The sequence below is a fragment of the Maricaulis alexandrii genome (genome assembly GCF_005871165.1).
GTDB lineage: Bacteria > Pseudomonadota > Alphaproteobacteria > Caulobacterales > Maricaulaceae > Maricaulis > Maricaulis alexandrii.
In genome coordinates this window covers 479246-503395 of sequence record NZ_SWKP01000003.1, presented here as the reverse complement: position 1 = coordinate 503395, position 24150 = coordinate 479246, and the positions used below count along the sequence as shown (strand labels likewise).

The window sequence follows — 24150 nt, the reverse complement described above, 5'->3', positions numbered from 1 at the left end:
TCAGGCCGTGCGGGCCAACCCGCTTTCGCTGTCCCGTGCGGACTTGCGATAGGCCCGGGGCGTTTGCCCGGTCATATCCTTGAAGGCCCGGTTGAACGGCCCCAGAGAGGCAAACCCGCTGTCCAGCGCCACATTGAGAACCGGCTCACGGGCCAGCTCCGGATCGGCCAGCAGGGATTTGGCGTGTTCGATTCGCCAGGCGTTGACATAGCGGTTGAAATTCGGAGCTTCCAGGCCCGCCGTGATCGCCCGGGACACCTTGTATTCCGGCTCGCGCAGCCGGCGCGCTAGGCCCGCCACCTTGAAGTCCGGATCCAGATAGGGCGCATCCTGTTCCATCAGGGCGCGGATACGCTGGGCCAGTTCGCGCGCCTCCCGTTGCGCATCCGCAGCCAGGGCCGGCTTGGTGCCGGCTGACGGCCGGGGCAGGGGGTGATGCTCGCGATAGCGCACGGCGACACTGGTCACGATCAGGATCGCGAAGGCACAGGCCGCCTGCGTCGCGGCCATGAAGGAGGCGGGCAGATTGGCGTCACCATGATCCAGCAGCATGACGCAGGTCGAGACACACAGACCGAAGGTCGCCAGAAACAGGCCACGCAGACGCTTTTCATTGCCGGACAGTTTCGGTGACCAGCCGCGCACACCTTCCCAGAAGGACAGAACCAGGACGGTCGAGCTCAACAGGGTCTGGAATCCGCCCAGCCCCTCAAAAACCTGGGCCTGGATGGCTGTACCCAGCACGGTTTCGGTCTGCATGGCCAGCATGATCTGCTTGATCACGGTCGGCGCGAAGATGCCGCCGACCAGAATCAACTGAGGCCAGCCGACTGCGCCGGTCGGGCGGAACAGGGCGCGGGCCACCAGCCAGAACAGGCTGCAGGAGGCACAGCTTGCGATGAGCAGGACCGGTTCCATCGGGCCGAGCTGGGCGGGCGTGAACACTTCGCGCAGCATGACGGCAGCGAGGCCACCACAGAAGATCGCCCAGACCACATGAAGCGTCTGACGTTTCGGCATCATGACGATGCCGATGATCCAGGTCAGGCCGATCGCCGCGACCCCCAGTTTGATGGCCAGGACCCAATCCAGCATTTGCGTACTCCTTGATCGGCTTCTTTTGCCCGAATTCCGGTCGATTTCCAAATCGGCAGGACGGGTTTTGCCCCGCTCTGGCAGGGGAATGTCGAGGCCGGCATCCCCATAGCCCTGCCGGTGACTAACAAGGAGTGAAACATGCGAGAAGCGTCTGTCGCGCCAGCTGCCCCGTCCCGCGGGCCCATTGCAGGGCTGGCCCTGTCGCGAAAACTGTTGTCCGGATCGGCCAAGCTCTGGTTCCTGGCCGCTGCGGCCGGGCAATGGATGTTCGTCTATTACATTGCGCTGGCCTATGTCCCGGTGACCGTTGCCGGCGAGTATGCGCGCTGGGACGAGACCGGCCTGATGGAGGGCTATACGGCCGGTGACATCTGGGGGAATCTGGGTTTCATCAGCCACGTCCTGCTGGCCGCCGTGATCACGGCCGGCGGACTGCTCCAGCTGACACCGCCGCTTCGCAAGCGGTTTCCGGCCGTGCACCGATGGACGGGCCGGACCTATATGCTCATCGCTGTATTCATGGCTCTGGGCGGCATGGCGCTGATCTGGGTGCGCGGCACGCGGGTCAATGATTTCGCGGCCCTGGGCACGACCTTGGACGGCATTCTCATACTCGTTGCGGCGGGCTTTGCCCTGCGCCACGCCATCGCCCGCCGGATCGACCAGCACCGCCGCTGGGCCATGCGGCTCTTCATCTTTGTCAGCGGCGTCTGGTTCACCCGGATCGGTTATATGGGCTGGGCGATCCTGTCAGGCGGAGCAGGCATGTCCCGCAACATGTCCGGCTGGTTCGACAATTTCGTCGCCTGGGGCAGTTTTCTCATCCCCTGGATCCTGCTGGAACTCTATCTGCGGGCCCAGGACAGCCGTTCCAGCGGTGTGAAACTGGCCATGTCCGCTGTGGTCCTGGCCGCGACGGCCTTTACCGCGCTGGGCGTATTCGGAGCCTGGATGATGATGTGGAGCCCGCATATCTGACGCCGATGCGGGCAGGGCGGGCCGAATACGGGGCCGGTGTGCATGTTGGCAGGTGACCGGATCATCTGTCCGTGCATGCTGGCCCCATGCCTTCTGCCTCCGAGATTCTTCGCGACGTCTTCGGCTTTCCCGGCTTCCGGCCGGGGCAGGCGGACATTGTCGACAATATCCTGGACGGTAAGCCGACCCTCTGTGTCATGCCGACCGGGGCCGGCAAGTCCCTGTGCTACCAGGTTCCGGCCCTGCTGCTGGATGGGCCGACCATCGTCGTGTCGCCGCTCACCGCCCTCATGGATGACCAGGTTGCGGGGCTTCGGGCCAACGGCGTCGAAGCCGCCGCCATCCATTCCGGCCGGGTGCGCGAGGAGAATGTCGCCGACTGGCGGCGTTTCGAGGCCGGGCAGATCAAACTTCTCTACCTGTCTCCGGAACGCCTGATGACACCGCGCATGATCGGCGCGCTACAGCGTCTGGAACCAGCCCTGTTCGTCGTCGACGAAGCGCACTGCATCTCCAAATGGGGCGCCGGTTTCCGGCCGGAATACGAACAGCTCAGCGCCCTGCGGCAGCATTTCCCCCAAGCCCGTCTGGCCGCCTTCACGGCAACGGCGGATACGGCGACCCGCGAGGACATTGCCCGCAAGCTCTTCGGTGGATCTGGCGAGATCGTGGTCCATGGCTTCGACCGGCCCAATCTCTCCCTGGCTGTAATGCCGCGTCAGAAGGGGGTGGAGCAGATGCTCGATTTCCTGAAGGACCGGCGTGATGTCTCGGGCATCATCTATTGCCTGTCGCGCAAGTCGACCGAGGAAACCGCCCGCCGGCTGGCAGACGCCGGATACCGGGCCTTGCCCTATCATGCCGGCTTGTCACCGGAGATGCGGCGCGAGCACCAGGAAATCTTCATGGCCGAGCCGGCCGTGATCATGGTGGCGACGATTGCCTTCGGCATGGGGATCGACAAACCGGACATCCGCTATGTCCTGCACCTGGATCTGCCAGCCTCCATGGAGGCCTATTACCAGGAGATCGGCCGCGCGGGCCGCGACGGCGGCGATGCCGAAGCGCTGATGCTCTACGGCCTGTCCGATGCCCGCATGCGTCGCCAGTTCATCGAGAATGATGGCGAGGACATGGATCACAAGCGCCGCGAACACAAGCGTCTGGACGCCTTGCTCGCCTATTGCGAGGCGACCCGGTGCCGGCGCCAGGTCCTGTTGTCCTATTTCGGTGAGGACCGGGACGAGGCTTGCGGCAATTGCGATATCTGCCTGGATCCGCCCAAGCTCGTCGATGCCACACGTGAGGCACAAATGCTGATGTCCGCGATTGCCCGCACCGGCCAGCGCTTCGGGACCGCCCACATCATCGATATCGTCCGCGGGGCCGACACGGAGAAGATCCGCGAACGCGGCCATGACAGCCTGCCCACTTTCGGCGTTGGTGCCGGGCGCCCCAAACCCTTCTGGCAGAGCCTGGTGCGCCAATGCCTGGCCGGTGGCCAGCTGGCGCTCGACATCGAGGGTTTCGGGGCCTTGCGTCTGACGGAGCTCGGCGATGCCGTTCTGGCGGGCAAGGCACAGGTAGAGACCCGTGAATATGTTTCCCGGAAGACCGGTTCGGGGCCGCGCCGGAGCGTCCAGGACCTGCCGGAGAATGTCGATGCCGACCTTCTGGGCCGGCTCAAACAGCTGCGCAAGGACTTGGCGGCGGACAAGGGTGTGCCGGCCTATGTGGTCTTTCCTGATGCGACCCTGATGGAAATGGCAGCCCTCCGGCCGCAGAGCCTGGAAGAGTTGGGACAGGTGAAAGGCGTCGGGCCGAAGAAGCTGGCCGATTATGGCGAAATCTTTCTTGAACGGCTGAACGACACCGCCAACCCGGGATGACTGACCCGGCAGACTCATGGCGTTCTGAGTACCTGTCTTGGGAAGGACTGTCATGAAAAGCCGGCTGGATGGGATGCACCGAAGCTTGATCGTTCTGGTGACGATTCAGGTTCTGTATGGCCTGTTCTGGGCGGGACATGATGTGTCCGCGCGCCTGGGCTTGTGGCCGGATGCCGAGCAGGCTGCCGATTTTGTCCGCTCGCTGGGCCTGATCCAGGAAATCCTGTTCTTTTCCCATGTCGTGATGAACGGCGTCACGCTGGTCTTGGTGCTGTTGCGCTGGCGGCTGGCCCTGCCGGTCTTCATCCTGTCCTTCATGCTGGACCGGGGCGAATGGATCCTGATGTCCGGGAACACCCTGTTTTCCAACATGGTCGCCGTCGATGCCTGGGCCCTGTTTTCCTTCACCCTGCAGGGCGCCATCTTTGCCCTTCTGCTGATCCTCAGCTTTGACGGCTCCCTGGGACCGCGGCCGGTCCGGCCGGTCCGGATCTAGGCGGCCGGATTACGGCATTTCAATTGCCGCCGCGATTTTTTCGGCCTGGGCCTTCAGCTCATCCATATCGGCCTGGCCACCGCCATGCGCGCCCAGCGCCTGGCCCTCCATGCGCGGGATGATGTGGAAGTGGACGTGGAAGATCGTCTGGCCCGCAGGGGCCCCGTTGAACTGGGTGATCACGATCCCGTCCGGCTGTAGCGCTGATTTCACGGCATTGGCGATCCGTTTTACCCGCACGATCGTCGCCTGCAGGGCGCCATCCGTCATCTCCAGCGCATTGCGCACCGGTTCACGCGGCACGACCAGCGTATGGCCCGGCGCCTGCGGGAAGATGTCCATGAAGGAGATCACGTGCTCGTCCTCATAGACTTTCACGCACGGCATCTCGCCCTTCAGGATTTTCGCGAAGATGTTCTCTGGATCGTACTCGCCGTACAGGCTCATGGTGTTGTCCTCTGGGGCTGGTCAACCGGACTCGCATGGAAGTCCGGGCCGGTTCGCGATGCAAGGCGTCTGACTGAAGAAAGCGTCAGGGCCTTGGTTCATTCAAGTCAAAGGGTTCCGGTGGAGGCGGCGACCAGACATGTCCGCAAGCTCGGCATTCCCGCTCAAAGAAGCGCCAGTCCCGTTTGAAAAGGCTGATGGCAATCCACCCCACAAGCCAATTGAATATGTGAATGTAAAGGCCCGCTCTCAAACGCCGGCGAGACGGGCCCTCACATTGCGGGCAGGGATAATAGTTTGAAGTCATTACAAGTCCTCGCGAAAAGGACTCTCCTGGTCCAGCAAGCCGATGTCGGCTTCCACGGCCGGACGTTCGCGCTCCAGATACTCCGCGACTGCGTCCCGGAATCCGTCATTGGCGATGAAGTGCGCGGAGTGGACCGCGGTCGGACGGTAGCCCCGGGCCAGCTTGTGCTCGCCCTGGGCTCCGGCTTCCACCCGGTCCAGACCACGCTCGATCGCGATATCGATGGCCTGGTGGTAGCACAGCTCGAAATGCAGGAAGGGGTGATCATCCAGCCGTCCCCAATAACGGCCATAGAGCGCCTCTGATCCGATCAGGTTGAGCGCTGAGGCGATATAGCGGCCCTCCTTCTTCGCCATCACCAGGATGACCTTGTCGGCCATGCGCTGGTGCAGAAGGTCGAAGAAGGCCCGATTGAGATAGGGGAAGCCCCATTTTCGCGAGCCGGTGTCCTGGTAGCAGGCGAAGAACACGTCCCAGTGTTCCGGCTGAAGACCGTCACCGCTCAGGCGCTCGATCTCGATCCCGTCCTGGGCGGCGCGTCTTTCCTTGCGCAGGCCTTTGCGCTTGCGCGAGGACAAATCGCCGAGGAAGTCGTCATAACTGGCATAGCCCTTGTTCGACCAGATGAATTGCCGGTCGATCCGCTGCAGCAGGCCGAGATCGCCCAGGGTCTGCCAGTCGGTCAGGTCCGGGAAGGTGATATGCCAGCTGGAGGCGTGGTTCTGTCGGGTCAGGTCCACGGCGCCGGCTGCCAGGGCCTGACGTAGGGCCGGTGTCGGTGCCAGCAGGCGGCGTCCGGTCACAGGCGTGAAGGGAACGGCCGTCAGGCATTTGGGATAATAATGCCCGCCAGCGCGCTCATAGGCGTCCGCCCAGCCCTGATCGAACACGTATTCGCCCATGGAGTGGGCCTTGATATAGAAGGGCATGACGCCGAGCAGGCGCCCGTCCTCGCTCTCCAGCAGGAGGTGGCGCGGCGACCAGCCGGTCTCGTCGCTGACACTGCCGCTGGCCTCCAGGGCTTCCAGGAAATCCCAGGACAGGAACGGGTCATAGGCCTGATCCGGCGGATTGGCCAAGGCGTCCCAGGCATCGCGATCCACTTCGCTCAGGCCGGAGACAGCACGCAGGCTGAGTGTGGCCCCGTCCGGGCGATCATCATCCGCGGGCATTGGAACGCCCCATCAATTGCGGCGCTGTTCGCGGCGCATTTCCCGCATCTCGGCTTCGGTCGGCTGTGAGACCGCCTGGATCTCCGTGGCGCGAAACCAGGCCGTCGTGCCTTCTTCCAGACCATCCCGGGCGCGCATGGCGAACTGGTGGGCCCGCATGCGCTGACCGGAAGCAAAAGCCTGTTCGGCAATCGCCAGCTGCGCCAGCGAGGTATTGCCATTGCGCTGGTGCACGATGGACAGCTGATACCAGGCGAAGGCGTTGTCCGGCTCGATATCCAGGGCAATCCGCAGATTCTGCGAGGCCTCTTCCAGATAGTCCGGATTTTCCGTCGCGATCATCGCGATCGCCAGATTGATGCGGAGCAGGGGGGCGGTCGGCTCCAGTTCCACCGAGCGGCGATGCGGTGCAATCGCTTCCTCGGCATGGCCGCTCTCGAACAGCATCTGGCCATGGAGTTCGTGGAAATACGGGTTCTCCGGCTCTTCCGCGAGGAGGCTGTTGATCTCCTCCAGAGCGCGGTCGAGGCGGGCCTCATGATAATAGGCGACGGCCCGGGCATAGCGGGCGGGCAGGGAGGTGTCGCTTTCTGGATAGCGGTAGAAGACGTATTCCGGGTCGACCAGGAAGCCGTAGATTTTGGCCTGGATCCGCCGCAGATAGGCGATCTCCTCCGGCGTATCGACATTGTTCACAGACGGCGCGTTGGCTGCCCGGTCACGCAGATAGGAGATCCGCTCCGATGACAGCGGGTGCGAGCGGAAATAGGGGAAACGCCGCGCTTGCGACATGACTTCCTGATAGCGGAAGCGTTCGAAGAACTCGACCAGACCCGTGGCCGGCTCGCCTGCCGCCTCCAGGAATTGCAGCCCGGCCTGGTCGGCCGAAGCCTCCTGGGCGCGGCTATAGGTGAGGAAGGACAGGGCACCGAATTGCTGGCTCGAGGCCATCAGCGCACCGGCGGCGCCGCCTTCACCGGCCAGGGCCGCCAGGACACCCAGTCCCAGCGAGATGAACATCGGGGCCTGGGCATTGCGCATTGCATCGCCGGACCGGGCCAGGTGGGCACCGGTGATATGTCCGGTTTCGTGCGCGATCACGCCCTTGAGCTGGTTGGGCGTGTCGGCCTCGATGATGATGCCGGTATGCAGGAAGATGTTCTGTCCGCCGGTGACGAAGGCGTTCAGGGAATTGTCGGCAACAATATAAAGATCAACATCGGCGACCTGCAGGCCGGCCGCTTCCAGGATCGGGTCGGCGTAATCGTGCAGCATGTGCTCGATTTCCGTATCCCGGATCAGTGACTGACCCCAACTCGGTGCCGAGCAGGCCACAGCTAGGCTGGTGGCCGCGGCGATGGCTCTCAGGAATGACATCCTGCCTCCACGTCTTGCCCCCGCCCGGTCATGATAACAGCGGTTCCCCAACACGCCAGCTCACGAAATGGCGACCGGACCGCCCTGTTACCAGGGCGGTCCGGCATGCAGTCTAGTTGCCGAACAGGCCGGTGCGATTCCACCAGCCGCGGCGCTTGGGACGATTGTCATCGCCGCCATCGGCATCGGCCGCTTCGGTTTCACGTTCCGGCTCGGTCGATTCCGTCGCTTCAGGCTCGGCCTCTGCCGCCGGGGCTTCCTCGGCGGGCGCCGCCTCGGCCGGGGCCTCGTCTTTCGGCTCGTCCTTCTTGCGACGGGTCCGGCGTTTCGGCTTGGGCTTTTCTTCCTCGGCAACCGGCTCGGCTTCTGCGACCGGTTCCGCCTCGGCCGCCGGAGCCTCTTCGGCGACCGGTTCGGCATCAGCCTTCTTGCGCGGACGACGGGTCCGGCGTTTCGGCTTCTCTTCGGTCTCCGCGGCCGGCGTCTCGGCTTCAGCTTCCGTCTTGGCGTCGTCAGCCGGGGCCGCTTCCGCAGCCGCGTCGGCATCCGCCTTCTTGCGGCGGGTGCGGCGCTTCGGCTTCGGCTTTTCCTCGGCTTCCGGCGCATCGGCTTCGGCCGTCACTTCGGGGGCCGTGGATTCAGCCGGTGCGTTCTCGGTGTCGGTTTCGGCCTCGGCGGCCTGTTCCGTATCGCCGGACTCGTCGGTCGACGTCTCGCCATTGCCCTCATTGCGGCGACGTCCACGACCTCCGCGGCGGCCACGGCGACGGCGACGGCGCGGCTGGTCATCGCCATCCTCGTCCTTGTCGTCGGAGGCTTCACTGGTGTTCTCCGTCTCGTCGCCCTCAACGGAAATGACGTCCATCGAGGCCGGGGCCTCGTCGGAATTGTTGGGCTTGCGACGACGGCGGCGGCGGCGGCGACGGCCGGAGCCTTCGCGCGGCTCCTCGTCCTCCGGCGTGTCCTCGTCCTCCTCGACATCGGGAACGGAGATTTCCTCGATCGATTCCACGGAAAGCGGGGCGATCTGGAGCTCTTCGCCCGGCTCGCGGCTTTCCAGGGCTTCCACCGTGAATTCCGGCGCCAGGATGGTGTCGTCGGCGGCGACGATGATGCGCATCGAGAAGCGTTCCTCGATCTGCATCAGATGGTCCCGCTTGTCGTTCAGCAGGTAGATGGCGACATCGGTCGGCACCGAAATCCGCACGCGCTTGGACTTGCCGCGCGTACCTTCACGCTCCAGGCCACGAAGGGCGACCAGGGCGCTGGACTCGGTGGAGCGCAGATGCCCCGTGCCGCGGCAGGTCGGACAGGTTGTCGTCGACCCTTCCAGCAGGCTGGTGCGGCGGCGCTGGCGCGAGATTTCCATCAAGCCGAACTGGGAGATGCGGCCCATCTGCAGACGGGCCCGGTCGCGCTTGAGCACGTCCTTCATCTTCTTCTCGACCGCACGGTTATTCTTGTTCTCGTCCATGTCGATGAAGTCGATCACGACGAGACCGGCCAGGTCGCGCAGGCGCATTTGGCGCGCCGCTTCGGCCGCGGCTTCCAGATTGGTCCGCAAGGCGGTGGCTTCGATATTGCGCTCACGCGTCGCCCGGCCCGAGTTCACGTCGATGGAGACGAGGGCTTCGGTCGGATTGATCACCAGATAGCCACCGGATTTCAGCGGCGCGATCGGCGAGTAGATGGCTTCCAGTTGGGCTTCCACCTGGAAGCGCAGGAAGAGGGGTACGGTTTCCTTGTAGTGCTGCACCTTCTTGGCGTGGGAGGGCATCAGCATCTTCATGAAGGCTTTCGCCTCCTTGTAGGCCTCTTCGCCTTCCACCAGCACGCTGTCGATCTCCTTGTCATAGAGATCGCGGATCACCCGTTTGACCAGATTGCCCTCTTCATAGATGAGGGCCGGGGCCACGGATTTGAGCGTCAGGGCGCGGATATTCTCCCACAGGCGCAGGAGATAATCGGCGTCGCGCTTGATTTCCGTCTTGGTTCGGCTGGCACCCGCCGTGCGGATGATCAGGCCGACGCCCTTGGGCAGTTCCAGCTCGTTGACCACGCCTTTCAGGCGCTTGCGGTCGGATGCGTTGGAAATCTTGCGGGAGATCCCGCCGCCACGCGGCGTGTTCGGCATCAGCACGCAATAACGGCCGGCCAGGGAGAGATAGGTGGTCAGGGCTGCGCCCTTGTTACCGCGTTCTTCCTTGGCGACCTGGACCAGAAGGATCTGGCGGCGCTTGATGACTTCCTGGATCTTGTACTTGCGGAACAGCTGACGGCGACGGCGCGCGGCCTGCGCGTCATCCATGTCGTCCTCGCCATCATCACCGATGGTCTCCGGCGCTTCCAGGGCGTCCTCGCCATCGGCGGACGAATCGGACGCGGCGGCGGTGTCCTCACCGTCATCGCTGTCCTCGTCGGCATCCTCCTGTACGGCCGAGGCTTCTTCCTCGGCGAGGGCCATGCGGTCCTCATAGGGGATCTGGTAGTAGTCGGGATGAATTTCGTTGAAGGCCAGGAAGCCGTGGCGATTGCCGCCATACTCGACAAAAGCGGCCTGCAGCGACGGTTCGACGCGCGTTACCTTGGCGAGATAGATGTTTCCACGGATGGGGCGGCGGGCTTCCGCCTCGAAATCGAAATCCTCAACCTTGGAACCGTCGACGACGACGACGCGGGTCTCTTCGCGATGACCTGCGTCGATCAACATTTTCTTGGACATTAAAAGTCTCTCCTGCGCGCGCCTGCAGGATGGTCCGGCTCCGGGTTGTGAAGCTGGAAACCTGCGGCGGCGGGGGGGCTGTGGCCGGGGAGCTGCCTGTCGTCGCAAGACTTTGCGTCATCGGACTGTGCATCAGGCGCTCCTCGCGCATCAGCGTTTACCATGTGCGCCTCCCGACCTTGTTCAGGGCGTCGGGCGCGGCGATCGGGGCTTCGGCTGTCAAATGGGTACCGAAGCGGCGATAGTGAAGCCGGCGGGATGCATATCCGGCCGGGGTGACTTGGGACGCGGCCAGCCGTCATGCGGCTGCGGTTTCGCCAAGGTCTTGGCAACATGCATCATTCCAACGGGTATGAAAAGGCTCTCTCGCCGTTGAGTGGTTGCGTTGCTTTTCTGGCTCGGGCATCAACGAAACGTCAAGGTCCGGCCGTTAGAGTGACCGAAAAGCCGTAGACAGAATCACTGCGGCATAGATGGTGTGGCTATGCGTATCAGAACGATCATGACAGCAATGCTGGGGGCGGCTCTTCTCGGTTCGGCGGGAATGGCCGACCAGGAAGTCCGCGATGTCCGCTTCGGCGTTGACGGTGCCCGGACCCGTGTCGTGATCGAAACCGCTGAAGCTGTCGATTTTCGCGCCTTTACCCTGGATGGCCTGTCCGACCGCCTCGTCGTCGACTTGCCGGACATGGACTGGTCCGTCAGCGGACTGGAAGCCGGTGAGGGCGTCGGTCACGGTCTGGTCGACGGCTTCCGTTTCTTCAACAATTCCTCCGCCTCCTCGCGCGTCGTGTTCGAGTTGGAGCATCCGGCTGTCATCGTCGGCCAGTTTGCCCTCGACCCGGCCGAGCCGGGCGGCAATCACCGCCTGGTGATTGATGTCGAGCGCTCCACCGAAGACACTTTCCAGACGGCCTCCGGCTTCAGTCACACGTCGGCTGGCAGCCTGGATTCTCTGATCATGGAACGCGTGGAAGCGGTCTATGTGCCGCCGGAGCGCGAACGCCGGGTGATCGTGGTCGATGCCGGTCATGGTGGCCATGATCCGGGCACGATCGGCCGTTCGGGCACGCATGAAAGCGATGTCACTCTGGAAGCCGCCCGCGAGCTGCGCCGTCAGCTGGAAGCGACCGGTCGCTACGAAGTTCTGCTGACGCGCGACCGGGATGTGTATCCGTCCTGGGAACAGCGTGTCGGTGTCATGGCTGATTCCCGCGCCGACCTTTTCATCTCGCTGCATGCCGATTCTTCGCCGAGCGCGAATACGCGCGGTGCAGCGGTCTACACGCTGAATGATCGTGCTGAGGACCGCGCCCGCCAGCGCGGCCGTCAGAACAATGCCCGCACCGAGCTGGCCGAAGTGAACCATATCCTGCTCGAGCTGGAACTGCGCGAGAAGCGCAACCAGTCTTCCGCCTTTGCCGAAGTCCTGCTGGAGCATCTGTCCGGATCCGGTCCGTTGCTGTCCAATCCGCACCGCCAAGCCAATCTGTTTGTCCTGCTGGATCCGCGTGTCCCGGCTGTGCTGGTGGAGATGGGTTTCCTGTCCAACCGGACGGATGAAAGCAATCTCACCTCGGCCTCATCCCGCCGCCGCCAGATGGCGTCCATCGTGTCCGGGATTGACGATTACTTCGCCAATCGCGGCGATGACGAGTTCGCCGACAGTGACACGATTGCACTTCCGGCGCGCTGAAACGCTTTAATCTCAAATCCGCAGCGGTCATAATGCCGCCTCGGTGTCATGCTCCTGGGTTATGTCTGTCCAGCGGGTAGAGCGGCCAGAGGGCACAAGGCGTAATGAAGATTTTCACTTTGCGTAACATGATGCGTACCGCGCTTTGGGGCGGTATAGCGGGGCTTGTGCTGGCCGTGGTCGGCTTCATCGCCGCGGCGGTCTATGTCGTGCGGGTCACCGACGACCTGCCCAATCACGAGCAATTGGCCGAATACCAGCCGCCGGTGATGAGCCGGGTGCATGCCGGTGACGGTCTCCTGATTGCCGAATATGCGCGCGAACACCGCGTCTTCGTGCCGATCGACAATATCCCGCAGAATGTTGTTCACGCCTTCATTTCGGCCGAGGACAAGAATTTCTACGAACATGGCGGGCTGGATTTGCGCGGTATCATCCGGGCGGCCCTGTCCAATGTCTCCAATGTGATCAATGGCCGCCGCCTGGAAGGTGCTTCGACGATCACGCAGCAGGTCGCCAAGAACTTCCTGCTCTCCTCTGAACAGCGCATCGAGCGCAAGGTGCAGGAAATGGTCCTGTCGCGCCGGATCGAGCGCGCCTTCACCAAGGACCAGATCCTCGAGCTCTACCTCAACGAGATTTATCTGGGGAACCGCGCCTACGGCGTCGCCGCCGCCGCGCTGAACTATTTCGGCAAATCCCTGGACGAGCTGGAACTGCACGAGATCGCCTATCTCGCCGCCCTGCCGAAAGGGCCGGCCAATTACCATCCCGAGCGCCATCATGCCGCCGCCATCGAGCGCCGCAACTGGGTGCTTGCCCGCATGGCCGAGAATGGCTTCATCTCTGCGGAAGCCGCCGAAGAAGCCCAGGCCCAGCCGCTGGAAGTCGTCGACCGCCTGTCCGGTGCCACCTATACGGCCGCCGAATACTTCGTCGAGAATGTGCGCCGCCAGGTCTTCTCCATGTATGGCGAGGACGAGCTCTATGATGGCGGTCTCTCCATCCGCACCACGCTTGACACCAATATGCAGCTGGCCGCCCGCCGGGCGCTGCGCGACGGGCTGGAAGCCTATGATCGCCGCCATGGCTATCGCGGCGCGCTCGACACGATCGAGCTGGGCGAGGGCTGGCAAGAGCGGCTGGCCGAAATCGAGACGCCCCGCGATCTCGATGACGGATGGATGATTGCCGTGGTTCTGGAAACCAGTGCCCAATCTGCGCGTATCGGACTGCTTAATGGCAATGAAGGTGAAATCCCGATGTCGGCCCTGGAATGGGCCCGCGAGACCTTGCCAGACGGGGAATTGGGCGATCTGGTCCAGCGTCCCTCGGATGTCCTGAGTGCCGGTGACGTCATCCTGGTCATGTCGATCGCCGATCAGGAAGATTACAGCGAAGGCCAGTATGGCCTGCGCCAGGTGCCGGAAATCAATGGCGGTATCCTGGCCATGGACCCGCATACCGGCCGTGTCCTCGCCATGGTGGGCGGTTATTCCTTCCAGCACAGCCAGTTCAACCGGGCCACTCAGGCCCGCCGCCAGCCGGGCTCCTCGTTCAAGCCTTTCGTCTATGCCGCTGCGCTGGATAATGGCTACACGCCCGCCAGCCTGATCCTGGATGCGCCCTTCGTGGCGTCCGGCGGTGCGGATGAGCGCTTCTATATGCCGTCCAACTACTCGGAACGCTATTACGGCATGTCGACCCTGCGTCTCGGCCTGGAACTGTCCCGGAACGTGATGACGGTGCGTCTGGCCCAGGAAATGGGCATGGCGCCGATTGTCGATTACGGCGAACGCTTCGGCATTTACGACGACATGGAGCCGGTGCTCGCCATGGCGCTCGGTGCCGGGGAAACGACGCTGGAACGGCTGGTGTCGGCCTATGCGGCGCTGATCAATGGGGGCCATGAAATCCAGCCGACCATTCTGGACCGGGTTCAGGACCGCAGCGGCGCCACCATCTACGCCCATGAAGTCCTGCCCTGTGACACCTGTGACCAGGCCGAATGGGATCCGGCCCTGCTGGAACCGCTCTTCCCGGAAATGCGCGAAGAGATTGTCGATCCGGTGACGGCCTATCAGGTCATCCACATGCTGGAAGGCGCTGTGCAGCGCGGCACCGGTACGGCGCTGCGTCCGCTGGGTCGGCCGCTGGGTGGCAAGACCGGCACCACGAATGATTTCCGTGATGCCTGGTTTGTCGGCTTCGGTCCGGACCTGGTGGTCGGTGTCTATGTCGGCTTCGACACGCCCTATCAGCTCGGTTCGGGCGAGGCCGGTGGCCGCGTCGCCGCGCCGATCGCACGTGACTTCCTGTCCGTCGCGCTGGAGAATTACCCCGTCGCGCCCTTCCGTGTTCCCGAAGGCGTGCGCCTCGTTCCTATCAACCGCCAGACCGGTGAGCCCGGCGCGCTGGGCCAGTCCGGCGTGATCCTGGAAGCCTTCCGCCCCGGTACCGAACCGTCGCGGGAGACCGAGGAAGAGGAAAGCGGCCTGTCCTTCGCCCGCTCGTCTGTCAGCGATGACCCGCTGGCGCTGCTCCTGTCGGAGGGTTCCGACGAGGAGGAGGATGAGGAAGACGAAGACGAAGAGGATGAAGGGCTGGGCGGTCTGTACTGACCATCTTGTCTTGCTGCAGGGGCGGTTATAATCCCTGCTGTCCTGTTCCGGCCATCCGGCCGATCCATCCGCTCGAATTGTGAGGTGCCACGCCATGCGCGCTGACATCCAGACCCTGTCCGACGAAATCCAGCAGGCAGTTGGCCTGCTGAGGAGGCGTCTTTGACTGGGATACCGCCCAGAAACGTCTCGACGAGCTGAACGCACAGTCGGAGCATCCCGACTTCTGGAATGATCCCCAGAAGGCCCAGGTCCTGATGCGCGAACGCAATCGCATCGACAATGCGATGACGACGATTCGCGAGGCGGAGACCGAGCTGTCCGATACGGTCGAAATCGTCGAGCTGGCCGAGATGGAAGAGGATGAGGAGATGGTCGAGGAGGCCGTCACCGGTCTCAATCGTCTCGCCGACCGCATGCGCCGCGCTCAGCTGGAAGCCCTCCTGTCCGGCGAGGCCGACGGCAATGATGCCTTCGTGGAGATCCACTCCGGGGCCGGCGGTACCGAGAGCCAGGACTGGGCGGCCATGCTGGCACGGATGTATTCGCGCTGGGCCAATGCCCATGGCTACAAGGTGGAAGTGATGGAAGAGCAGGCGGGTGAAGAGGCCGGCCTGAAATCCACCACCCTCCTGGTCCGCGGCGAGAATGCCTATGGCTGGCTGAAGACGGAGAGCGGCGTGCACCGCCTGGTGCGGATTTCGCCCTTCGACAGCTCCGCCCGCCGTCACACCAGTTTCTCCTCCGTCGGGGTGTTCCCCTCCATCGATGATGCCATCGAGGTTGAGATCGACGAGTCCAAGGTCCGTACCGACACCTATCGGGCATCGGGGGCGGGCGGCCAGCACGTCAACAAGACCGATAGCGCCGTGCGTCTGACCTATGACATGCCGGGACAGGAAAAGCCGATCGTGGTCCAGTGCCAGAATGACCGGTCCCAGCACAAGAACCGCTCCCAGGCCTGGGACATGCTGCGCGCCCGCGTCTATGAGGTCGAGCTTCAGGCCCGCGAGGCGGCGGCCCAGGCCGAGGCGGACGCCAAGACGGAGATCGGCTGGGGTCACCAGATCCGCTCCTACGTCCTGCAGCCCTATCAGATGGTCAAGGATCTGCGCACCAATGTGGAGACTTCCAACACCGGTGGCGTGCTGGACGGGGATCTCGACGAGTTCATGGCGGCGGCCCTGGCGGCCCGGGTCGGTGGCGAGGACCAGGACGAGGCCTGACCCGTCGGCCTGACAATCGGACACGAAAAAGCCGGCGGTGACGATCACCGCCGGCTCTTTTGTGTCAGGTGTTCAGCCTAGAAGCTGGACTTGGAGGACGCCGCCATCGGCGGTTCCAGATCACCCAGCGGATCCTGGCTCTTGCTCGAAGAAGCCGCGGCCGGCTTGCTGTCGCTGCTGGACGATGCGGCCGGTTTGGCCGGCGTGTCCTTGACCGTCGGTGCGGCCGGGGCATTGCTGTCTTTCAGCGGATCGCTGGAGTGGCGGCAATGACCGTCGAAGAAAGCGCCGCTTTCCACAGAGAGGGCGGCATGCACGATGTCGCCTTCGATACGGGCGGTGGAGGCGAGCTGCACCTGACGGGCGCGCACGCTGCCGGTCACCTTGCCACGGATCACGACCGTCTCGGCCTGAACCTCACCACTCACAGCGGCGTCTTCGCCGATGATCAGGGAGCCAGCCTTGACGTCACCGTCGACCTGGCCGTCCAGCTGGATTTCACCGTCGGAAACGATCGAGCCCGTCAGGACAAGGTCGCTGGAGAGAATGGAGGGAGCTTTCGATTTCATGGCGGTCCTTTTCGGGGGGGCACTCTGCTGGGATCCCAGGTCAGAAAGCGGTTGGTCTTTGTTACCCTTGTTGAACATAACGTCCGGCTCTCAGTAAGCGTTCCGGGTCCATGGTCGACCCATTGTACCAGATTTCATAATGCAGATGCGTTGCGGTGCTTCGCCCGGTCGAACCCATCCCCCCGATGCGTTGACCGCGCTCTACCGTATCACCCCGCCGCACTGCGATTTCATGGAGATGGCCGTAACGGGTGACAAAGCCGTAACCGTGGTCAATCTCCACCGTGCGACCATAGCCCGAGCGCCAGCCTGCGTAAATGACCCGGCCCGGTCCCGACGCAATGATCGGGGCCCGGCGATAGGCGGCAAAATCCTTGCCGGCATGCGAGGCCGGTCGTCCGGTGAACGGGTCAAGGCGCGTGCCGTAGGGCGAGGTCTCGCGATGGGCGACGCCGATCGGCACGCCCAGCGGACCATTGTCGATGAAGTCTTCCAGCTCTTCCACTTCCAGCAGGCGGGCGGCGATCCGGGCAATGCGGGAAGAAAAGACGTCGTCCAGCTCGACGCCACCGGCGGAGCTGGGCGTATTGATGAAGTCGCTTGCGGAGATCGGCTCATAGGGACCGCCGCGTTCCTCGCCTTCGCGATTCTCGGCGATGACGTCCTCGATATTGAGGCCCGTGAGGCGCAGGACTGCGCGCAGATTCTGCAGACGGGCCTCGGTCGCATCCTCGGCCTGGGCGAGAACGGCGTCCTGCTCGCCCATCAGGTAGGAAATCTGGTCTTCCGGGCTGTCAGAGAGGGCGGCAACGGCGACCAGAGGGTCACGGGCTTCGCGCGGGGTCGGGTCGGCCGGGGCGGCGGCCATCAGCACGCGGCCATCGTCCAGTTCCGGCGACGGGGCGAGATCCTGGCCGGTCAGCTGTTCGGCGAAGTCCACCAGCTGTCGCAGCGTCTCGTGGCGCATCTGGAATTCATAGGCGGTGCGGTCGAATTCCTCCATGCGCGATTCCATGAAGGAGATGACGGTCGCTTCATTGGCCTGCGCTTCGGCGACCATGCGGTGATAGTTGATGCGCTCACGCTCGAGCTCGGCATCCTTCGCGGCCAGGGCGCGGCCGTGGAAGGCCACGGAAACCGTGGAGAAGCAGAGCCAGCCGGCCAGCGCGGTCGCCGTCAGAAGCGCACCGATCTGAACGCCGGACGAGATTGCGAAATAGCGCACCTGTCCGTCGCTTCGGTGATAAATCTGACGGTCAGGGAACCAGCGTTGCGCAGTACCCCAAACCGCTTCTTTCACTCGTGAAAACATGCGTTACGCCGCTGAAAGTTTACCCGCCCAATTCCCCTGAGCGAGCATGTGACACAAAAGCTCGACCAAATTCAATACATCACCATGCAAGAGATACGCCGTGTCAGGTTAGCGGTTCGTAGTAATCAGGCGGGAAATTGGCCTCAAGCCGCGCCGGAATGTTGAAGGGCGGCTTCAGATGGCCTTTGAAATAACGTGTCACGAGGGCATGGAAGTGGGCTTCCGGCTCCTGGTTCAGGGTTGCGGAAACCGCCAGGAACCAGCGCATGCCGGTCGCGACATGGCCGATTTCTTCATTGTAGATCACCTTGAGAACACCGGCACTTTTTGCATCCCCGGTTGATTCCAGCCGGTTGATCATGCCGGGCGTCACATCCAGGCCGCGCGCTTCCAGGACGAGCGGTGCGATGGCCAGTCGGGCCGGCAGGGAGTCCGCCGTGGCGAGCGCCGCATCCCACAGACCGTCATGAGCGGGCAGGGCGCCATAATGACTGTCGAGTGCGTTCAGACGGTCTTCCACCAGAATGAAATGGCGGGCCTCGTCATCACCGACGCTGATCCAGTCGCTCAGGAAACCGGCGCGGTCGTCCTCGGCGATCAGGGGATCGGCGCCGAAACGCAGCAGCATGTCGAAAGCCAGATCGATGGCATTGAGCTCGATATGGGCGATGGCGTGCAGCAGGGCGGCCCGGCCTGCCGGCGTGCCAAGCCGCCGCCGGGGTACCTGGCCAGGCGGGACGAGCTGCGGGTCGGCCGGGCGGCTGGGCCGGTCCGGCGCGTCCAACCGGGTGCCGACCGGCAATCCCTTTTCCCGCCAGGCCGCGGCCACCGCGCGGGCCATGGCGGCCTTGTCGCGCGGATCGGCGGTTTCCAGAACGGATTTGGCACCCTCGAACAGGCTGGCAGGCGGGACGGGGGCGTCAGCCATTCAGGTCGCGCGCAGCGTCCAGCACGTCTTCGGCATGGCCCTTGACCTTCACCTTGCGCCAGATCTTGGCAATCTTGCCCTCGGCATCGATCAGGAAGGTGGCGCGCTCAATACCCATGTATTCGCGGCCATAGAGCTTTTTCAGCACCCAGACGCCATACGCTTCGCACAATTCGCCTTCAGGATCGGAGACGAGACGCACGGCCAGCTCATGTTTGGCCTTGAAATTATCGTGCCGTTTCACGCTATCCTTGGAGGCACCGATGATGACAGTGTTGGCGGCTTCGAAATCCGCCTTTGCCCCGGTGAAGTTGATCGCTTCTGTTGTGCAGCCGGGCGTATCGTCTTTCGGGTAGAAATAGAGCACAACGTTTTGACCCCGGAAGTCGGCCAGGTCGATATCCTCGCCGCCATCGCCGGGCAGTTTGAAAGTCGGAGCTAGGTCACCGGTCTTGAGTTCGCTCATCCTATCCCTCTTGCGCTTGTTGCCGCGGATGCGGGTTGATGGGTGTAACATGCGTTTTCAGAGCGTGGCGTCCAGTGCGGACGCTGCGGTTGGGACGGCCGAATGCTGAGAAAGTCCCTCCGCCTGAGCCTCATCTATCTGCTCGAAGCGGTCGCCGTCCTGCTCGCCCTGGCGATCTTCGGCGTGGGCGCCATCCTCTGGCGCCTGTCCAGCGGGCCGGTGGAACTGGAATTCCTGCGCGAGGATGCCCAGCGCATGCTGGCCCAGGCCTTCGAGGGTGAAGTGGTCGCCCTGGGAACGCTGCAAGCGCGCTTCGACACGCAAAGCCGGGCGCTCGTTATCACGGCCCTGGATGTCGCTGTCGCAGACGCCCAGGGGGATGTCATCACCCGCGCCCCCCGGATCGAAGCCGGCCTGGCGGCCGAAGCCCTTCTGCTCGGTCGCATGGAGCCGGTCTCCTTTGAAGTCGACGGCGGTTCCCTGTCGATCGTGCGCCGGCCGGACGGGGCCGTCGGAGCCGGACTGGGCAGTGTTGCCCGGGTTGCGGCAGAGGCGCGCCTGCCGGACCGCGGCGGTGATGACAGTGCCAGCCTGTTCCAGATACTCGAAGAGCCGCAGGCGGCGACCAACCGGCTGGGCCGGTTGCGCCGGATCCAGATCCGCAATGCCACGGTTCATATCGTCGACGAACAGATCGGCATCGCCTGGCTGATCGACGAGGCCGGGGTCGAATTCGAGCGCGACGAGAACCGGCTGCAGCTCGACATTGCCGGCAACATGGCGACCCCGTCCGGCTTTGCCCCGGTCGATGTGCGGCTGGAAGCCGGCGCGGATCTGGAGAGCCTGCTCCTGTCAGCCCGGGTGGAGGATGTGTCGCCTGCCGGTGTCCTGCCGGCCAATGGCCCGTTGTCACCCTTGCGCGCCCTGGATGCTCCGGTCGCCCTGGATATCGTGATGGACGCAACCCGGACCACCGGTATCCGGACAGGATCGATCACGCTGGATGTCGGCGAGGGTGTCCTGCTCAATGGCGGCGAAGCCACCGACATGCGGGGCGCCCGGCTGGCCGCCAGTTTTGATCCGGTCCACTCGGTGCTGACCGTGCATGAAGGCCGGGTCGAGTCCGATCTCGTCGAGGTCAGCCTGAGCGGCGAAGTGACGGATCTGGGCGGGTATGTCGGGGCCTTGCCGACGCAGGGGCGTTTCCGTCTGGAGATCGGGCCCGGCTTTGTCGATGTCGGACCGGTTTTCGAGGTCAATCCGCAATGGGACGCCCTGGTCGCGGAAGGTGAGCTGCGTCTGGACGAGTTCGCGGCTGACCTGACCCGCCTCCAGGTCGACACGTCTGGTATCCGGGCCGTGCTCAGTGGTTCTACCCGGCTGGAACAGCGTCCGGACGGGCGCTGGCTGCCGCATCTGCGGCTGACGGGTCCCATCGAGGGGGATGTCGCGCCGCAGACGGTGCTGGCCTATTGGCCGGTGGAACTGGCCGACAGCGCCCGCGAATGGGTTGCCGAGCGCATTCTGGGCGGACGCTTCTACAATGCCCATTTCGACCTGGACCTGCTGCCCGAGGATATCGAGCGCGAATACATGGACAATGAGCGCATGACGCTCAGCTTCGATTTCGAGAACGCCTCGGTCCTCTACATCTCGACCATGTCGCCCCTGGAAGACGCTGATGGCAGCGCCGTCCTGCGCGGCAATGCCTTCGAGGTGGCACTGGAGCAGGGACGGATCGGCGATATCCGACTGACCGAAGGTTTCGTGGATATCCCGCGTCTCAATCCGAAAGGGGCCGTGGCGCGTTATGGCGGCGTGGCGCAGGGCCGTGCTTCGGACATTCTCGCCCTGATCGATGAGGAACCGCTCTATCTGGTCTCCAATTACGGGCTGGACCCTGCCACGGTGGGCGGTGAGGGCGAGATGCGGTTCGAAATCCGCCGCGCCATGCTGACCGATGTCCCGCCCGAAGACATTCCCTTCTTCGTCGATGGCGCCATCGAGAATGCCAGCCTGGCAGTGCCGGGCATGCCGCTTTCGCTGACCGGTGGCTCGGTCGAGATATCCGCCAGCCAGGCCGGGCTGGAAGCCCGTGGCACGGCGGAAATGATGGACACGCCGGTGTCGGTCCGCTGGCAGGAGGCCTTCGGCCTGCCCGAGGGGGAAGCCTCCACACAGATCGAGCTGGAGGCGAATGTCAGCGCCCGGACGCTGGATGCGATGAACATACCGGTGCGGCGCTGGTTCGACGGTCCGGTCCAGGTCACGGCCTCGGCCCTGTCCGATGGACTCGATTTTCGCGCCGTCGATCTGCACGCCGACCTGACCGAGGCCCTGCTGGAACTGCCGGGCAATGTCTGGTCGAAACCGGTGGGCGAGGCCGGATCTGCCGATATCACGCTCACCACGGATGAGGATGGCCGCTATCTGCTCGACCGGATCGCCCTGCAGGCGCCGGGGCTGGAGCTCAGCGCCGTTGCCGACCTGTCCCCGCAGGGACGTCCCGAGCGGATCGCCTTCGACCAGTTCGTGCTGGAAGGTCTGGCCGATGTGGAGGGCGAGCTGGCGATCCCGGCCAATCCGGAGGATGCGCTGCAATTGCAGGTGTCCGGCCGCTATGTCGATGTCAGCGATTTCGTGGCCCAGCTCACCTCCTTCGGCGAGGGCGGAAGCGGCATTCCCATGGCCATCGATCTGGATGTCGGCCGGGTCATCCTGTCCGAGCGCAGCGTGCTCGACAATTTCTCGCTGATCTGGCGCTCCGAGGCGGCCGGTGTTCGCGCCGTATCCATCTCCGGCAGCGCCATCGACGGTCCCTTCCAGGCCTTCTTCGGGGCCAGCGAGCCGGGTGGGGCCCGGGAGTTTCGCGTGCGGGCGCAATCGGTGGAACGGATCGCCTCGATCTTCGGCTGGGAAGATTATGCCATGGGTGGCCGGCTGGCCGTGCTCGGTTCGGCGCCGCCCCTGGGGACGGAAGGCCCGCTGACGGCTCGGGTCGAGATCGAGGATCTCACCTTGATCCAGGTGCCGGTTCTGGCGCGGATCCTGGCGGCCGGGTCCTTCCAGGGCTTGGCGGCGCTTCTGAACGGGGAAGGGATATCCTTCGAACAGGTCGAGGCGGATATCCTTTATGAAGACGGGCTGCTGACGATCGGCGAGGCGCGGGCGGCCGGGAATTCCCTCGGCGTCACGGCGGCCGGCACGGTCGATTTCGGCGCGGAGACCGCCGCCATCGACGGCAATCTCGCCCCTTCCTATGTGGTCAATTCCCTGTTTGCGGATGTGCCGGTGATCGGCGATATCCTGGTGTCACGTCCGGGCGAGGGCGTATTCGGCATCACCTATTCCGTGGAGGGGCCGTTCGACAGCCTGACCGTGTTTGCCAATCCGCTCGCCGTCTTCGCCCCGGGCGTACTGCGCCGAATTTTCGAAGGCACGGCGGCCGAGCGTGCGGCCCGCGAACGGGCCGAACAGGGCGAGGCTGACGCGGAGACGCCGCAAGATGATCCGGCCGAGCTTGAGGCCCAGCCGGACACACCGGAACCCGACGAAGAGACCTGATCAGGCCGGCTTGGCAAGGGCGTGACGCTTCTTGCCGATGGACAGTTTGATCGCGCCATCCACGAGCAGGTCGTCCGTCGCCGGCAGGAAGGGATCGGTCAGCGGTTTGTCATTGACCTTGGCCGCGCCCGCCTTGATGTGGCGGCGCACTTCCCCGTTCGAGGCGGCCAGGCCGCTCTCCACGAACAGGGTCGTGATCGTCGTTTCACCATCGGCCTTGAAGCTGACCGTCGGCAGCGCATCGCCGGCACCACCAGCCGCGAAAGTGGCCTGGGCCGTGGCCTCGGCCTCGCGCGCGGCATCGGCGCCGTGCAGCAGGGTGGTGGCTTCATTCGCCAGCCGCACCTTGGCGTCATTGATGGCGGCACCTTCCAGTGCTTCCAGCCGGGCGATCTCGTCCAGCGGCACATCGGTGAAGAGGCGCAGGAAGCGGCCGACATCGGCATCCTCGGTATTGCGCCAGAACTGCCAGTACTCGTATGGGCTGCGCATGTCGGCATTGAGCCAGACCGCACCATCCGCCGTCTTGCCCATCTTGGCGCCGGACGCCGTCGTGATCAGCGGTGTGGTGAAGCCGAAGACCTCGGCCTGGTCGACACGGCGGCACAGTTCGACCCCATTGACGATATTGCCCCACTGGTCGCCGCCGCCCAGCTGCAGCGTGCAGCCATAACGCCGGTTCAGCTCCAGGAAATCCACCGCCTGCAAGAGCATGTAGTTGAATTCCAGGAAGGTCAGTGGCTGTTCGCGTTCCAGGCGCAGCTTCACCGAGTCGAAGGTCATCATCCGGTTGATGGTGAAGTGCGGGCCGAATTTGCGCAGGAATTCCAGATAGCCGAACTCGGACAGCCATTCGTCATTATTGACGACGACGGCATCCGTCTCGCCTTCGCCGATGGAGACCAGCGGGCGGAAGGGTTTCAGAATGCCCTGGATGTTGGCCTCGATGGCCGCATCATCCAGCATGGAGCGTGTCTTGTCCTTGCCGGACGGGTCGCCGATCTTGGTCGTGCCGCCGCCCATCAGGATGATCGGCTTGTGACCGGCCTGCTGGATCCGGCGCAGCATCATGATCTGCACGAGCGAACCGACATGCAGGCTCGAAGCCGTGGCATCGAATCCGATATAGGCGGTAACCACGCCTTCGGTCGCTGCCTTGTCGAGGCCGTCGATATCGGTAGCCTGATTGAGGTAGCCACGATCCACCAGATCGCGCACCAGCCGGGACTTGTATTCGCTCATGAATGCTCTCCTGATAGGTCGCTTCTAGGTCGAGCGTCGC

General features: G+C 63.9%; 17 protein-coding genes. 7 read left to right on the top strand and 10 right to left on the bottom strand.

What is annotated here, in order from left to right; all coding sequences use genetic code 11:
* Entirely contained in the window at positions 1-1095 is a 1095-nt protein-coding gene (locus FCS99_RS02490; RefSeq protein ID WP_138510190.1) for a helix-turn-helix domain-containing protein, read from the bottom strand.
* 141 nt (positions 1096-1236) lie between these two features.
* Between FCS99_RS02490 and FCS99_RS02485 the strand changes: the two genes are divergently transcribed.
* The 3 genes from FCS99_RS02485 (at position 1237) to FCS99_RS02475 (ending at position 4461) form a co-directional block, all read left to right on the top strand.
* Entirely contained in the window at positions 1237-2076 is an 840-nt protein-coding gene (locus FCS99_RS02485) for a DUF2306 domain-containing protein (protein WP_138510188.1), read from the top strand.
* Positions 2077-2162: 86 nt separating this feature from the next.
* On the top strand, positions 2163-3965 hold the full coding sequence (gene recQ, locus FCS99_RS02480) for a DNA helicase RecQ (RefSeq protein WP_138510186.1): 1803 nt from the start codon (positions 2163-2165) through the stop codon (positions 3963-3965).
* Positions 3966-4062: 97 nt separating this feature from the next.
* Positions 4063-4461: a hypothetical protein gene (locus tag FCS99_RS02475; RefSeq protein WP_138510183.1), complete on the top strand. Its 399-nt coding sequence runs from the start codon at positions 4063-4065 to the stop codon at positions 4459-4461.
* A gap of 9 nt (positions 4462-4470) precedes the next feature.
* On the opposite strand, the gene FCS99_RS02470 is transcribed toward FCS99_RS02475, so the two are convergent.
* The 4 genes from FCS99_RS02470 to FCS99_RS02455 all read right to left on the bottom strand — a co-directional run bounded on the left by FCS99_RS02470 (position 4471) and on the right by FCS99_RS02455 (position 10486).
* Positions 4471-4908 carry an HIT family protein gene (locus FCS99_RS02470; RefSeq protein WP_138510181.1) on the bottom strand — a complete coding sequence of 146 codons (438 nt, stop codon included), beginning with the start codon at positions 4906-4908 and terminating at the stop codon, positions 4471-4473.
* Positions 4909-5214: 306 nt separating this feature from the next.
* A complete protein-coding gene (locus FCS99_RS02465) occupies positions 5215-6387 on the bottom strand; it encodes a GNAT family N-acetyltransferase (protein ID WP_138510179.1) in 1173 nt (390 codons plus the stop codon).
* Positions 6388-6399: 12 nt separating this feature from the next.
* The gene (locus tag FCS99_RS02460) at positions 6400-7764 is read right to left on the bottom strand and encodes a M48 family metalloprotease (RefSeq protein ID WP_138510177.1); all 1365 of its coding nucleotides are present in this window, start codon (positions 7762-7764) and stop codon (positions 6400-6402) included.
* A gap of 112 nt (positions 7765-7876) precedes the next feature.
* A complete protein-coding gene (locus FCS99_RS02455; protein WP_138510175.1) occupies positions 7877-10486 on the bottom strand; it encodes an Rne/Rng family ribonuclease in 2610 nt (869 codons plus the stop codon).
* A gap of 502 nt (positions 10487-10988) precedes the next feature.
* Between FCS99_RS02455 and FCS99_RS02450 the strand changes: the two genes are divergently transcribed.
* The 3 genes from FCS99_RS02450 to prfB all read left to right on the top strand — a co-directional run bounded on the left by FCS99_RS02450 (position 10989) and on the right by prfB (position 16029).
* Positions 10989-12182, top strand: coding sequence for an N-acetylmuramoyl-L-alanine amidase (locus FCS99_RS02450; RefSeq protein ID WP_171036208.1), 1194 nt, complete (start codon positions 10989-10991; stop codon positions 12180-12182).
* A 131-nt stretch (positions 12183-12313) separates the two neighbouring features.
* Positions 12314-14803 (top strand): penicillin-binding protein 1A, encoded by a 2490-nt coding sequence (locus FCS99_RS02445; RefSeq protein WP_233352627.1) that lies wholly within the window; start codon positions 12314-12316, stop codon positions 14801-14803.
* 94 nt (positions 14804-14897) lie between these two features.
* Positions 14898-16029, top strand: a protein-coding gene (prfB, locus tag FCS99_RS02440) for a peptide chain release factor 2 (protein WP_138510169.1) whose coding sequence is annotated in 2 segments (ribosomal slippage) — positions 14898-14966 and positions 14968-16029 — 1131 coding nt in all. Because the reading frame shifts where the segments join, the coding sequence is not laid out codon by codon here.
* 77 nt (positions 16030-16106) lie between these two features.
* Here the strand turns inward: prfB and FCS99_RS02435 are convergent.
* The 4 genes from FCS99_RS02435 to bcp all read right to left on the bottom strand — a co-directional run bounded on the left by FCS99_RS02435 (position 16107) and on the right by bcp (position 19304).
* The gene (locus FCS99_RS02435) at positions 16107-16598 is read right to left on the bottom strand and encodes a bactofilin family protein (protein ID WP_233352626.1); all 492 of its coding nucleotides are present in this window, start codon (positions 16596-16598) and stop codon (positions 16107-16109) included.
* 61 nt (positions 16599-16659) lie between these two features.
* Positions 16660-17823: a peptidoglycan DD-metalloendopeptidase family protein gene (locus FCS99_RS02430; protein WP_233352625.1), complete on the bottom strand. Its 1164-nt coding sequence runs from the start codon at positions 17821-17823 to the stop codon at positions 16660-16662.
* Positions 17824-18013: 190 nt separating this feature from the next.
* Complete coding sequence (locus FCS99_RS02425; RefSeq protein ID WP_138510163.1) at positions 18014-18838, bottom strand: ferritin-like domain-containing protein; 825 nt, start codon at positions 18836-18838, stop codon at positions 18014-18016.
* Positions 18831-19304, bottom strand: coding sequence for a thioredoxin-dependent thiol peroxidase (gene bcp, locus FCS99_RS02420; RefSeq protein ID WP_138510161.1), 474 nt, complete (start codon positions 19302-19304; stop codon positions 18831-18833). Before bcp ends, FCS99_RS02425 begins: the two co-directional genes overlap by 8 nt.
* A 102-nt stretch (positions 19305-19406) precedes the next feature.
* On the opposite strand from bcp, the gene FCS99_RS02415 reads away from it, so the two are divergent.
* Entirely contained in the window at positions 19407-22868 is a 3462-nt protein-coding gene (locus tag FCS99_RS02415; RefSeq protein WP_138510159.1) for a DUF3971 domain-containing protein, read from the top strand.
* Here the strand turns inward: FCS99_RS02415 and tyrS are convergent, their stop codons facing one another.
* Complete coding sequence (tyrS, locus tag FCS99_RS02410; protein ID WP_138510157.1) at positions 22869-24110, bottom strand: tyrosine--tRNA ligase; 1242 nt, start codon at positions 24108-24110, stop codon at positions 22869-22871.
* Between the last annotated feature and the right edge of the window lie 40 nt (positions 24111-24150).

Bases quoted from the DNA above. Each gene is read 5' to 3' on its own strand.
- FCS99_RS02490 (WP_138510190.1), bottom strand. From the start codon at position 1,095: ATGCTGGATTGGGTCCTGGCCATCAAACTGGGGGTCGCGGCGATCGGC.
- FCS99_RS02485 (WP_138510188.1), top strand. From the start codon at position 1,237: ATGCGAGAAGCGTCTGTCGCGCCAGCTGCCCCGTCCCGCGGGCCCATT.
- recQ (WP_138510186.1), top strand. From the start codon at position 2,163: ATGCCTTCTGCCTCCGAGATTCTTCGCGACGTCTTCGGCTTTCCCGGC.
- FCS99_RS02470 (WP_138510181.1), bottom strand. From the start codon at position 4,908: ATGAGCCTGTACGGCGAGTACGATCCAGAGAACATCTTCGCGAAAATC.
- FCS99_RS02465 (WP_138510179.1), bottom strand. From the start codon at position 6,387: ATGCCCGCGGATGATGATCGCCCGGACGGGGCCACACTCAGCCTGCGT.
- FCS99_RS02460 (WP_138510177.1), bottom strand. From the start codon at position 7,764: ATGTCATTCCTGAGAGCCATCGCCGCGGCCACCAGCCTAGCTGTGGCC.
- FCS99_RS02455 (WP_138510175.1), bottom strand. From the start codon at position 10,486: ATGTCCAAGAAAATGTTGATCGACGCAGGTCATCGCGAAGAGACCCGC.
- FCS99_RS02450 (WP_171036208.1), top strand. From the start codon at position 10,989: ATGACAGCAATGCTGGGGGCGGCTCTTCTCGGTTCGGCGGGAATGGCC.
- FCS99_RS02445 (WP_233352627.1), top strand. From the start codon at position 12,314: ATGCGTACCGCGCTTTGGGGCGGTATAGCGGGGCTTGTGCTGGCCGTG.
- FCS99_RS02435 (WP_233352626.1), bottom strand. From the start codon at position 16,598: ATGAAATCGAAAGCTCCCTCCATTCTCTCCAGCGACCTTGTCCTGACG.
- FCS99_RS02425 (WP_138510163.1), bottom strand. From the start codon at position 18,838: ATGGCTGACGCCCCCGTCCCGCCTGCCAGCCTGTTCGAGGGTGCCAAA.
- bcp (WP_138510161.1), bottom strand. From the start codon at position 19,304: ATGAGCGAACTCAAGACCGGTGACCTAGCTCCGACTTTCAAACTGCCC.
- FCS99_RS02415 (WP_138510159.1), top strand. From the start codon at position 19,407: ATGCTGAGAAAGTCCCTCCGCCTGAGCCTCATCTATCTGCTCGAAGCG.
- tyrS (WP_138510157.1), bottom strand. From the start codon at position 24,110: ATGAGCGAATACAAGTCCCGGCTGGTGCGCGATCTGGTGGATCGTGGC.